The sequence below is a fragment of the Pseudomonas sp. G11-1 genome, assembly GCF_024031555.1.
GTDB classification, from domain to species: Bacteria; Pseudomonadota; Gammaproteobacteria; order Pseudomonadales; family Pseudomonadaceae; genus Halopseudomonas; species Halopseudomonas bauzanensis.
This window is the reverse complement of sequence record NZ_QEYQ01000001.1, coordinates 424,881-437,085: the sequence shown is the minus strand read 5'-3', so window position 1 is coordinate 437,085 and position 12,205 is coordinate 424,881. Positions and strand designations below refer to the sequence as shown.

The window sequence follows — 12,205 nt, the reverse complement described above, 5'->3', positions numbered from 1 at the left end:
CCGCATGGTCGTGCAATGGGCTGGCGCGCTTCAGGTGCGTGGGGCGGTAGGCGTCACCCGTTGTGCACGTACCCGGCGCAGGTGTTGCTTGGTCGAGCTATAGCCCCGCGCGCCACGGTAGACCGCCGCAGCGCCCAGAGCCAGCTTGACCAGCCGCATTGGGCCCGGTCGGGCCAGGCCCTTGCCGATCAGTAGCAACCCGCCGCCGATGGATATCCACTTCTCGGTACTGCTGACATTCTTGGTCGCCGGCGGGCGGGTCAGGTCGCGTAATATCCGGTACATATTCGCCTCATCAGTTGCTTTTGCGCAGGGCATTGACCAACTCCTGCTTGCGCATGCTGGAGCGTCCCTTGATATCCCGCGCGCGGGCTTTGGCCATCAGCTGGTCCTTGGTCTGATCCTGCAGCGAAGCGGAGCGCGAGCCGGCCTTGCGGGTAGCCGCGGCCTGTTTGGCCGAATCGCTGCGGTCAGCGGCTTTGCTGCCGGAGGATTTCTTCTGGCCGGAGCCGCCAGAACGATTGCCGCCACCGGACTGCTTGTTGACGGTAGCCCAGGCACGCGACTCGGCTTCCTTATCCGAGACGCCCTTGCGTTCGTAACTCTTTTCTATGTGTTCAGCCCTGCGCTTCTGCTTGTCGGTGTATTTGTCTTTATCGCCTTGTGGCATGACGATTCTCCTCTTTGGATGAAAATCAGGGACGCAGGATGACCTTGCGGCATTCCTGCTCCTTGCGGTCGAACATCCGGTAGCCCTCGGCAGCCTGCTCCAGGCTCATGCGATGGCTGATGATGATGTCCGGATGCAGCTCACCCCGAACGATATGGTCGAGCAGTTTTGGCAGTACCGCATGCACATGGGTCTGGCCCATCTTGAAGGTCAGCCCTTTCTCGAAAGCATCGCCGAATAGGAAGCCATGGATGAATCCGGCATAGACGCCAGGAACGCTGACCGTACCGCCGCGGCGCACCGCGGCGATACTCTGGCGCAGGGCCTTGCCGCTGCTGCCTTCGAGCTTCAGGGTCTTGAGCACGGTTTCGGTGGTGCTGCCCTTGGCCTCGAACCCGACCGCGTCAATGACCGCATCGACGCCGCGCAGGCCGGCAGTGTTCTCGATAATGGCCGCCGCAGGGTCATCGTATTCATTGAAGTTGACCGGTATCACCCCATAGGTCTGGCGAGCGAACTCCAGGCGGTAGGCGTGATGGTCAACCATGAAGATCTGCTCGGCGCCCAGCAGGCGAGCGCAGGCAGCTGACATCAGGCCCACCGGGCCGGCCCCATAAATAGCCAGACTGCTGCCGGGCTTGATACCGGCATTGACTGCCGCCTGGTAACCCGTAGGCAGGATGTCGGTCAGAAACAGCACTTTCTCGTCATCCAGCTCGTTGGGGAACTTGAAGGTGCCCGCATTGGCTTTGGGCACACGCACGTATTCCGCCTGCCCACCCGGCACGCCACCATACAGATGGCTGTACCCGAACAGCGCTGCGCCCGGTGGAATCTGCTTCTTGTTGAGAATGGCACCGCGATCAGGGTTGGTGGTCTCGCAGGCGGCATGCAGGTCCAGGTTGCAGAAGAAACAATCACCACAGGCGATGACGAAGGGGACGATGACCTTGTCACCCTTGCTTACCGCCGTGACCGCACGACCGGCTTCCACCACCTCGCCGAGAAACTCGTGACCGAAGATATCGCCGTGTTTGACCTGCGGTATCGAACCCCGGTAGAGGTGCAGATCTGAGCCGCAGATGGCGGTGGAGGTCACCTTGAGAATGATGTCGTCATCTTCCAGGATGGTTGGGTCCGGCACGGTATCGACACGGACATCATGGCTGCCATGGTAGGTGAGTGCGCGCATGCGGGTTCTCCAGGCGGGTAGCGGTCAGGGTTGATAGTTGTGGCCGGGCTCCGAGTCGGGATGCAGGATCGGAGAGATGCGAATATCGGTAATCTGGTCCGAGGAACTGTCGTCGTGGCGCGCCTCGACATGCGCCCGGGCCTGCTCGGGTGTCATGTGCTCGCCGGTGCTTTCCACCTCGATGTTCATGGGCTGGCTGTCGAGAATGTAGCTGATGAGAAACCGATGCTTCTGGCCCATTGGTCTGTTCCCCCGTTTCAGGTCGGCACTGATATCGCGGTATCCATACAGCTACAGACCTGCGGAAGCGGGATGTTGGTTCATTGTTTTTTCCCTCCGGCGGCCGGGCGGTCGCGGCTGCCGTCTATGGCCTGAACTTTCCCCGTCGCCGCCGGGTCATCCGTAGACAATGGCCGGGAGCAAGGTTATGGCACGGGCAATCTGGAAAGGCGCAATCAGTTTCGGTCTGGTACACATTCCGGTATCGCTGGTGTCCGCCACCAGCTCCAGTGGGGTCGATTTCGACTGGCTGGACGAGCGGACCATGGACCCGGTGGGCTACAAGCGGGTGAACAAGGTCACCGGCAAGGAAGTGGCCAGCGAGCACATCGTCAAGGGCGTAGAGCTGGAGAAGGGCAACTATGTTGTCATCAGCGAAGAGGAAGTCCAGGCCGCTTTGCCGGAAGCCACCCAGACCATCGATATCTTCTCTTTTATCGACAGCGCGGCGATTCCGCTGCTGCATATCTCCAAGCCCTATTTCCTGGCACCTGACCGGCGCGGCGAGAAGGTCTACGCCCTGCTGCGCGAAACCCTGATCAGCACCGGCAAAGTTGCGCTGGCCCATGTGGTGGTGCGCACCAAACAGAGCCTGGCGGCACTGATGCCGCTGGACTCGGCGTTGGCGCTGATCATGCTGCGCTGGCCTTCAGAGGTGCGCGACATCGCCTATCTGGATCTGAAAAGCAGCGTCACCAAAGCCAAGCCTACCGCCAAGGAACTGGACATGGCCAAGCGTCTGGTGGAAGACATGGCTGGCGAGTGGGAACCGGATGAGTACCGCAACACCTTCGAGGACGAAATCATGGCTCTGGTGGAGGAGAAGGCCAGTGCCGGTGAAATCCAGGCCGTGGAAACCGTCGAGCAGGACGAGGAGCGCCAAACTGCCGATGTGGTGGACTTGACCGAGCTGCTGAAACGAAGCCTGGGCGGAGCCAAGAACGCCAAGGGGAGCAAAGATAGCAAAGGCGGCAAGGGCGGGACGCGCAAGGCCAGCGATTCGGGTCCAGGTACAACACGCCGGAAGAAATCCGGTTGAACCTCCTCTGAGCTGCCCACGGAGCACTGCCGATGCCCAGACCCCTGACCGAATACAACCGCAAACGGGATTTCGAGAAAACCCGCGAGCCACCAGGGCAGACAACGCGAGGTAAGCGGGCAGCGGCGGGCTCGCTGAGCTTCGTCATCCAGAAGCATGCTGCCCGCCGATTGCATTACGATTTCCGTCTTGAGCTCGATGGCACGCTGGTGAGCTGGGCAGTGCCCAAGGGGCCGAGCCTGGACCCGAAGGACAAGCGACTGGCGGTACATGTGGAAGACCACCCGCTGAGCTACGGCGATTTCGAGGGCAGCATCCCCAAGGGGCAATATGGTGGAGGGGATGTCATCGTTTGGGATCACGGCGTATGGCAGCCCCAGGGTGATCCGCGCAAGAGTTATAAGGACGGCAAGCTCAAGTTCACGCTGATCGGTGAAAAGCTGGCCGGCGACTGGACCCTGGTACGGACCCGGCTGCCGGGCAGCGGTGACAAGGAGCAATGGTTGCTGATCAAGGAGAAGGACCACGCTGCCCGGCCCAGCGATGAATACGACGTTGTACGCGAGCGGCCCGAGAGTGTGCTGTCCGGGGCGGTCATCGATGAAAAGACCGGCCGTACCGTTGCCGCTGAGTCATCAAGTAAGAGTAAGGCCGCCAAAGCCCAGCCCAAGGTTACTCCTCCAGCCCCCAAGGCGAAGCCGACCAAAGCCAGGAGCAAGGCCAACGCCAAGGCCGGGAGCTTCCCCGCGGTGCTCGCACCGCAACTGGCAACGCTGGCCAGCAGCCCGCCGGCAGGTGATTGGCTGTACGAGATCAAATTCGACGGTTACCGCCTGATGGTGCGGTTTGATGCCAAGGGCAACGTCACTGTGTTTACCCGCAATGGGCACGACTGGAGCCATCGGTTGCCGGCACAGGTGAAAGAACTGCGCACGCTGAGGCTGAAAAACAGCTGGCTGGATGGCGAGTTGGTGGTGCTGGACGAAGATGGCATGCCGGATTTCCAGGCGCTGCAGAATGCTTTCGATACCGAGCGCAGCCAGCAGATGCTGCTCTACCTGTTCGATGCACCCTTCCTCAATGATGACGACTTGCGGCAACAACCACTGGAGACCCGGCGGGCCGCGCTGGACCGGATACTATCCACGCATGCGGGAGAGTTGCTGCGGTTCTCCGATATCTTCGATGCGGACTATGGGTCCATTTTCAAGAGCGCCTGCGCCATGTCCCTGGAAGGCATTATCGGCAAGCGGGCCGGCAGCCCTTACGTTTCCCGCCGCAGCGCCGACTGGATCAAACTCAAGTGTAAACAGCGCCAGGAATTCGTGATCATCGGCTTTACCGCGCCCAAGGGCAGTCGCAGCGGATTCGGTTCCTTGCTGCTTGGCGTACATGATGCAGATAAAAACGAGCTGGTCTATGCGGGCCGGGTCGGCACCGGTTTCAACCAGGCGCGGATCAGCACCATTCATCAGCAACTGAAGAAATTGCAACAGGAGCGCCAGCCGGTCAACGGCACCGTGCCCGATTCCCGCAGCGCCACCTGGGTCAAGCCGCAACTGGTATGCGAGGTGGAGTTTGCCGAGTGGACGGGAGCCGGTGTGATCCGGCAGCCGGTTTTCATCTCGCTGCGCACCGACAAGCCCGCCGAGGAGATCATTCGGGAGCAGCCTCTGGCGCCGGAGCAGGTGGAAAAGATCATGGGGCGCAAAAAGGTTTCCGGCAATGTCGCCGGGGTCAGGATCAGCAACGCGCAGCGGCAGATCGACCAGAGCAGTGGCGCCACCAAGGGCGAACTGGCGGCCTTTTACGAGAGCATTTCGGACTGGGCTGTGCCCCATCTGGCTGGGCGGCCGGTATCCCTGTTGCGTGCACCCGAGGGCGTGGGCGGCGAGACATTCTTCCAGAAGCATGCCGAGCGGCTGGCCATTCCCAATATTCGGCATCTCGACCCAGCGCTGGATCCCGAGCACGGCAGCTACATGGAAGTGAACAACGTCCGGGCGCTGGTCGGTGCGGTACAAATGGGCACCATCGAATTCCATACCTGGGGCGCCGGCAGCAGTAACATCGACAGACCAGATCGCCTCACGCTGGATCTGGACCCGGATCCCGACCTGCCTTGGAAAAGCATGCTCGAGGCGACGGAGCTGGTACTGGCGGTACTCGACGAACTGGGGTTGGAAAGCTGGCTGAAAACCAGCGGCGGCAAGGGTATGCACATCATCATTCCACTGGCGCGGCATATCGATTGGGAAACGGCGAAGAACTTCAGTCGGGCGATTTCAGCCTTTATGGCGCAGCAGCTACCGGATCGGTTCACCGCGAAGATGGGACCGCGCAACCGGGTCGGCAAGATCTTCATCGATTATCTGCGCAACCAGTTCGGTGCCAGTACCGTGGCCGCCTATTCTGTACGGGCGCGCCCCGGATTACCGGTATCGGTGCCCATCGCACGGGATGAATTGCAGGGGCTGCACAGTGCAGCGCAATGGCATATCGGCAATCTGCATCAGCGTCTGGCGCAGCTGACCGAGGATCCCTGGGCGGGATACCGTAATCGTCAACGTATCAAACAGGAGCATTGGCAGCAGCTGAATGCGAAAGCCCCCTGATCAGCAGGGGGCTTTCGGGCTGTGCCTGGCTTTGTCAGCCATTGCCTCGGTGGGCAGAAGCCTTCATCGCCAGGCGGCGCCGCTCCCACAGGCTGGCTGCACGAGTCTTGTGCAGGCGGCCATTGTTATAGGTCGGCAGACTGGATACATCGATAGTGCCGATCACTTCCCGGGTAGGGGCCTGCCCCTTTGCGAGCATAAGATCCAACTGTACCCGGCGCAGGAGCTGATGGGCACCTTTTGGATCATTGGGCAGCACACGTCTGAGTTCCTTTCCATCCGCGGACTTGACTATCAGAACAGCACTGCCATCAGGTCTTTCCTGCGTGGAAATATTGCAATCCGGCAATGCAGCGCGCCATACGCTCATATCGGTAAGCATTGTGTCCTCCAGAGTGGTTGGTGGTTGATTCAACTTAGACGAGACGATCGAGATTGCAAATTGAGGAAGTGGTAATCCGATAGAAGGAGGCCGCGTCCCGTGTCGTTATTTATAAGTTATAAGCGGGGTAATGTTTCACTCTGTGTCTCTTGGTTATCATTACGATGTTGTTGTGCTTCAGGTGTGGTTTTAATGTGCCAGCAATTATTACAGGCCCAACTTTACTGGCAAGTGAGTGTCTATTTCTGTGCGTAACAACTTCATATGTTTAAGCGTAACGGAGACCTCCATGACTACGAATCAACACCCGCGAGAAAACCTGCTCGACTGGCTGCGCGATGCTCATGCCATGGAGCTGCAGGCAGAAACCATGTTGTCATCCCAATCGGCCCGGCTGGAACATTACCCCGTGCTCAAGGCCAGGATCGACCAGCATATCGAGGAGACACGGGGCCAACAGGAACGACTGGAAGCCTGTATCAAACGGCTCGGCAGCAGCCCTTCGACGATCAAGGATATCGGCGGCAAGCTGATGGCAATGGCCCAGGGCGTATCCGGCATGGTGATGGGCGATGAAGTGGTGAAAGGTGCCATGAGCGGTTATGTGTTCGAGCATATGGAAATCGCCTCCTACACCATTCTCAGTGCGGCGGCGAAAGCGGCTGGCGATATGGATACCCAACAAGTATGCGAGCAGAATCTGCGGGAAGAAGTCGCCATGGCTGAGTGGCTGCTGCAACACCTTCCCGAAGTCACCCAGGCCTTTCTCGCACGCTCGGCCAACCCGGATACGGAAGCGAAACGTTAGTCTTTCGTGACGTTATATTCGGTAATGAAATGATGATTATTGGATATAAAAAAAGATCTGAACGAGTTCCAGTTCCTCCGGCCTATTAATAGTGAGTTCCATTGGTGGAACCCGCTATTAACTTCGAAACGAAACGGGAGAACAGAAATGACTGAACATCGTGGTGGTAAAGGTAATTTCGCTGAAGATCCCAAGCGGGCATCGGAAGCCGGAAAGAAGGGTGGACAAAACAGCGGTGGTAACTTCAAGAATAACCCGCAGCGCGCATCCGAAGCCGGCCAGAAGGGCGGCGAGAAGAGCCGGCGCAGCTGATTCGATGGCGGCGGGGAGACCCATCTCCCGCCGCCGTTTTCTATCTGGTGACGAAGCGCCGGACGAGAGTTTTGCGGTAAGCCGTCCTGGTTGGTTGTCAGGCGATTTACTCGAAGATTCTTTCTGCATTCCCCTCGAACCATAGCGTTTGCGACAGGAGGCATCATGCACGGTCTTTCCGGAATCCTGGACAATCAAGGCACCCCGCTGGAAAAGCAGCAATTTACCTGGAAGGAAATGGCCAGCCGGCCAATGAGCAAGCTGGACGATGATGCGTTTACCCGGGTGCGGATCATCCTCATGAATGGCGTGGAAGCGGATGCATTGCGGGTCAAGCACATGCTTGCGCGCTTCGACAAACGGCTGCAACTGCCCCTGGCCCAGATCCGCCGAGTCGAGCAGCATCAATGCACTGCGGTCAACTGGCTGCTCTCTGCGGACCATTCGCCGCTGGAAACCACGATCGCCTATGAACAGGTGGCGATAGAAGTGACCGCTGCGGTGGCGCAGAACGAACCCGATCCCTACCAGGCGCAGACGTACCGCTTTGGCCTGCTCGAGGATTTTGATCATCTCTATCGCTATGCGGCGATGCTCGACCGGCTGGAAGGGAAGGACGCCAACAACATCCTGCAGGGTTATACCGACCTGGTGCCGGGGCGTAAAACCTCCGAACACCACCGGGCGCCGGAAAGCGACCTGCGGGAAAATTACGACAAGAACGACGCGGATTTGATCACCAAGATCCATGCGGCACTGATCACCGGCGCCGAATACCAGACCCACGACTACTACATGAACATCGGGCCGACCTTCACCGACCCGGTTGCACGCATGCTCTACGCGGAAATCGCCTCGGTGGAGGAGCAGCACGTGACTCAATATGGCTCGCTCATGGACCCTGCGGAAAGCCTGATGGAAAAGTGGCTGGTGCACGAGGCGATGGAGGTCTACGCCTACGCCAGTTGCGCCGAACAGGAAGAAAACCCCCGGATCAAGGCGTTGTGGGAACGCTTCCTCGATTACGAGTTGGGCCATCTGAATATGGCCTGCGACATCTTCAAGCAGATTGATCGGCGCGACCCGGCCGAAGTGCTGGGCGGTACATTGCCGAGCATGATCCAGTTCAAGAGTCAGCGCGACTTCGTACGCAAGGTCCTGGCTGAAGAAACCGATCTGCGCACCTCCGGCAGCGCCTACGTACCCAAGGAGCAGGAAAGCCCGCTGTCGCTGGAATACCGTCGCCATATCAATTCCGAGGGGATCGCATCGGATATTGTCTCCGCCGGTTATGACTGGGCGCCCGGTACTGAGTTGAACCGCAAAACCCCGTGAGGACCTGACAATGAATAAAGCAGCCAAACTCGGACACAACTTCACCGGGGCCCAGATGTCACCCGAAGACACCCGCAAGATGGTGGAATACGTCGGTGAGCGGCCCGCCGACGTGCCGGGCGATGCCTCGACGCTGGCCCATGCCCGCGAGCAGATGAACCGCGAAGAGGGCGATGTCGGTTCGGTGCCGATTCCCGGGTCGGTCAAAGGCATGCTGAAAAGCACCTTCGACAAGATCCTGGGCAACGATCCGGAACTGCTGATCGACAAATTGGGCGAACGGCTGGCCTTCGAGCGCACCGGGGTACGTCTGTATGAGGCGTTGATTGCCAAGGCGGGTGCCTGCGAGACCGGCGCGGAGCTGATCCCGACGCTCAGGCAGATCCGCGATGATGAAGAGGCGCACATGTTCCTGCTGGTCGATGCTCTGGAATCCCTCGGCGCCGATCCAACGGCGCAGACGCCCTGCGCCGACCTCGCCGGGGTGGTCGGCTCGGGAGCGCTGAAGGTGATCACCGATCCGCGGACCAATCTGGCTCAGGCATTGAACGCCATGCTCACCATCGAATTGACCGACAACGCCGCCTGGGAGTTGCTGATCAAGCTGGCTGATGATGGCGGGCACGCCAATATCGGCAGCAGCTTCACCCATGCTCTGACTGAAGAACAGCGCCATCTCAATACCATCCGATCACTGCTGGCCCGCGAGCTGGGTGTGAGCGGACACTGAGGAGACCCGCCATGAACGATAAACAGACACCCCCTCCGCAGCATCAGGAGGAGCCCGGTTCCGAGGAGCAGATGCATCCGCAACCGGAATTCATTTCCGAGCACTATCGGTCAGGCGGCAAGTTGCAGGGCAAGGTGGCCGTGGTAACCGGTGCTGACAGCGGCATCGGCCGCGCGGTCGTGGTGCATTACGCACGGGAGGGCGCCAAGGTCGCCTTGCTCTATCTCGACTCCCATGAGGATGCACGCAAGACCGAGGATGAAATCCGCAAGGCCGGCGGCGAAGTTATCACCCTGGCTGGCGATGTGGCTGACGAAGGTTTCTGTCGCAAGGTCGTCGAGGAGGTGACCGGCAAGTGGGGGCAGATTGATGTGCTGGTCAACAATGCTGGCGAACAGCACCCCCAGGAGAAGCTTGAAGACATCACCGCGGACCAATGGCAGCAAACCTTCCGCACCAACATCTTCGGTATGTTCCTGCTGACCAAGGCCGCGCTGCCGCATATTCCCGAGGGTGGAGCAATCATCAACACTACCTCGATCACTGCCTACAAGGGCAATCCGGTGCTGATCGATTATTCCGCCACCAAGGGCGCGATCGTCAGCTTTACCCGTGCTCTGGCAATGAACCTCAGCAGTCGCGGTATTCGCGTCAATGGCGTCGCCCCGGGTCCCATCTGGACGCCGCTGATTCCCTCGACCTTCTCGGCGGAACAGGTATCGGAGTTCGGCGGCAACACACCTATGGGCCGGCCTGGGCAACCAGCGGAACTGGCCCCGGCCTATGTCTACCTGGCCTGTTCCGACTCTTCCTACATGAGCGGCCAGGTGTTGCACATCAATGGGGGCACGGTCCTCAATGGCTGAGCTGATGACAGCCGAACAGGCTGTCAGCCTGCCGCGGATCGCTATCGAGTCGATTACACCGACCGTGGAACAGGGTCGCTACGCGGCCAAGGCCGTACAGGGTCGGCCCTTGATATTGTCTGCGGTGCTGGTATGCGACGGACACGGCAAGCTGGCGGCTGAGTTCATCTGGCGCCGGGCCGATGATCAGGCGGGATGGCAACGGCTGCCGCTGGCGCCGCGAGGTAATGACCTGTGGCAGGCTGAGCTGACCCCACGGCAGGTTGACCAGCTGCATTTTGCGATAGAAGCCTGGGTGGATGCCTGGGCTTCCTATTGCGATGAGCTTGGCAAGAAATACCAGGCGGATGTGTCGGTGGAGCTGGAGTTGCAGGAGGGGGAGCGGCTGCTCCAGGACACCCTGGCACAGGCCGAGCCGGCCCACATCGATATGCTTCAGGAGCTATTGGTGGAATTGGCTGAAGCCCGCGACACCGATGCCCAGGTAACCCTGCTGCTGAGCCCTCATACCGGGCATATCATGCGGTTGGCCGGCCAACGCGTCCAGCTGGTACGCAGTGCCGAGTACCCGCTGGATGTTGAGCGTCCACTGGCGGAATTCGCCAGTTGGTACGAGCTGTTTCCACGGTCGCAGACCGAGGACGTGAATCGCCATGGCACCTTCGATGACGTCATTCAGCGGTTGCCGGATATCGCCCGCATGGGGTTCGATGTGCTGTATTTTCCGCCAATCCATCCCATCGGGTTGACCCATCGGAAAGGGCCGAACAACAGTCTGCAGGCGGGCCCGAACGACCCCGGCAGTCCGTACGCCATCGGCAGCGAGGAGGGCGGCCACGATGCCCTGCATCCATTGCTGGGGGACCTGGAGGATTTCCATCGCCTGGTCACCGCGGCTCGGTCCCATGATCTGGAAGTGGCCCTGGATTTTGCCATCCAGTGCTCGCCGGACCACCCCTGGTTGCGCGAGCACCCCGGCTGGTTCAACTGGCGCCCAGACGGCAGCATCCGCTATGCGGAGAACCCGCCGAAAAAATACGAAGATATCGTCAATGTCGAATTCTATGCCGAGGACGCAATGCCGGACCTGTGGCTGGCGTTGCGTGACGTGGTGCTGTTCTGGGTCGAGCAGGGGGTGACCCTGTTTCGGGTCGACAATCCACATACCAAGCCGCTGCCGTTTTGGGAGTGGCTGATTGCCGACATTCGCCAGCGGCATCCGGGGGTGATTTTCCTGGCCGAGGCCTTTACCCGGCCGGCAATGATGGCGCGGCTCGGCAAGATCGGCTTCAGCCAGAGCTACACCTACTTCACTTGGCGCAATACCAAGCAGGAGCTGGAAAGCTATTTCACCGAACTGAACCAGCCGCCCTGGCGCGATTGCTATCGGCCGAACTTCTTCGTCAACACGCCGGATATCAACCCGTACTTCCTGCAGCGCTCCGGGCGCGCCGGCTTTCTCATCCGCGCGGCCCTGGCGACCATGGGCTCGGGGTTGTGGGGCATGTATTCCGGGTTCGAGCTCTGCGAGGCGGAGCCGCTGCCCGGGCGCGAGGAGTACCTGGATTCGGAGAAGTACCAGCTGCGGCCACGCAATTGGCACGCACCGGGCAACATCATCGGTGAGATCGCCCGGCTCAACCGCATCCGCCGCAATAACCCGGCACTGCAGACTCACCTGGGCTTTCAGGCGTACCACGTCTGGAATGACAACATCCTGTACTTCGGCAAACGCACCGCGGATCTGTCGAACTTCATCCTGGTGGCCGTCTGCCTGGATCCGTTCAACGCCCAGGAAGCACACTTTGAACTGCCGCTGTGGGAGTTCGGTCTGAATGATGACGCCACCACCCATGGTGAGGACCTGATGAATGGCCATACCTGGTTATGGCACGGCAAGACCCAGTGGATGCGTATCGAACCCTGGTATCTGCCCTTTGGAATATGGCGTATCCGACCTGCGGCCTGAGGTGTGAT

13 protein-coding genes are annotated in these 12,205 nt (G+C 59.9%); 8 read left to right on the top strand and 5 right to left on the bottom strand.

The annotated features are described in order from the left end of the window. Positions 1–30 precede the first annotated feature (30 nt). The 4 genes from DHB74_RS02015 to DHB74_RS02000 are packed head-to-tail and all read right to left on the bottom strand — an operon-like array spanning position 31 to position 2,102. Positions 31–318, bottom strand: coding sequence for a hypothetical protein (locus DHB74_RS02015; RefSeq protein ID WP_136869599.1), 288 nt, complete (start codon positions 316–318; stop codon positions 31–33). After that, positions 296–670, bottom strand: coding sequence for a Rho termination factor N-terminal domain-containing protein (locus tag DHB74_RS02010; RefSeq protein WP_499160659.1), 375 nt, complete (start codon positions 668–670; stop codon positions 296–298). Before DHB74_RS02010 ends, DHB74_RS02015 begins: the two co-directional genes overlap by 23 nt. Before the next feature lie 25 nt (positions 671–695). Beyond that, complete coding sequence (locus DHB74_RS02005) at positions 696–1,862, bottom strand: zinc-dependent alcohol dehydrogenase (protein WP_036988650.1); 1,167 nt, start codon at positions 1,860–1,862, stop codon at positions 696–698. 24 nt (positions 1,863–1,886) lie between these two features. Beyond that, positions 1,887–2,102, bottom strand: a complete 216-nt coding sequence (locus tag DHB74_RS02000; protein ID WP_036988651.1) for a hypothetical protein — start codon at positions 2,100–2,102, stop codon at positions 1,887–1,889. Positions 2,103–2,289: 187 nt separating this feature from the next. Between DHB74_RS02000 and ku the strand changes: the two genes are divergently transcribed. Continuing rightward, entirely contained in the window at positions 2,290–3,180 is an 891-nt protein-coding gene (gene ku, locus DHB74_RS01995; protein WP_499160658.1) for a non-homologous end joining protein Ku, read from the top strand. A 32-nt stretch (positions 3,181–3,212) separates the two neighbouring features. Beyond that, positions 3,213–5,795 carry a DNA ligase D gene (gene ligD / locus DHB74_RS01990; RefSeq protein ID WP_499160657.1) on the top strand — a complete coding sequence of 861 codons (2,583 nt, stop codon included), beginning with the start codon at positions 3,213–3,215 and terminating at the stop codon, positions 5,793–5,795. 34 nt (positions 5,796–5,829) lie between these two features. Here the strand turns inward: ligD and DHB74_RS01985 are convergent, their stop codons facing one another. After that, a complete protein-coding gene (locus DHB74_RS01985) occupies positions 5,830–6,177 on the bottom strand; it encodes a DUF3509 domain-containing protein (protein ID WP_074777967.1) in 348 nt (115 codons plus the stop codon). A gap of 289 nt (positions 6,178–6,466) precedes the next feature. Here DHB74_RS01985 and DHB74_RS01980 point away from each other — a divergent pair, with 289 nt between their 5' ends. The 6 genes from DHB74_RS01980 (at position 6,467) to DHB74_RS01955 (ending at position 12,197) form a co-directional block, all read left to right on the top strand. Then, positions 6,467–6,985: a ferritin-like domain-containing protein gene (locus tag DHB74_RS01980; RefSeq protein ID WP_499160656.1), complete on the top strand. Its 519-nt coding sequence runs from the start codon at positions 6,467–6,469 to the stop codon at positions 6,983–6,985. Positions 6,986–7,132: 147 nt separating this feature from the next. After that, the gene (locus DHB74_RS01975) at positions 7,133–7,297 is read left to right on the top strand and encodes a con-10 family general stress protein (RefSeq protein WP_036988660.1); all 165 of its coding nucleotides are present in this window, start codon (positions 7,133–7,135) and stop codon (positions 7,295–7,297) included. Positions 7,298–7,462: 165 nt separating this feature from the next. Further along, positions 7,463–8,632, top strand: a complete 1,170-nt coding sequence (locus DHB74_RS01970; RefSeq protein WP_280164498.1) for a hypothetical protein — start codon at positions 7,463–7,465, stop codon at positions 8,630–8,632. A gap of 10 nt (positions 8,633–8,642) precedes the next feature. Next, positions 8,643–9,362 carry a DUF892 family protein gene (locus DHB74_RS01965; RefSeq protein WP_036988665.1) on the top strand — a complete coding sequence of 240 codons (720 nt, stop codon included), beginning with the start codon at positions 8,643–8,645 and terminating at the stop codon, positions 9,360–9,362. Positions 9,363–9,373: 11 nt separating this feature from the next. Continuing rightward, positions 9,374–10,228, top strand: coding sequence for an SDR family oxidoreductase (locus DHB74_RS01960; protein ID WP_499160655.1), 855 nt, complete (start codon positions 9,374–9,376; stop codon positions 10,226–10,228). Further along, positions 10,221–12,197: an alpha-1,4-glucan--maltose-1-phosphate maltosyltransferase gene (locus tag DHB74_RS01955; RefSeq protein WP_499160654.1), complete on the top strand. Its 1,977-nt coding sequence runs from the start codon at positions 10,221–10,223 to the stop codon at positions 12,195–12,197. The genes DHB74_RS01960 and DHB74_RS01955 overlap by 8 nt, the downstream gene beginning before the upstream one ends. The last annotated feature ends 8 nt before the right edge of the window (positions 12,198–12,205 follow it).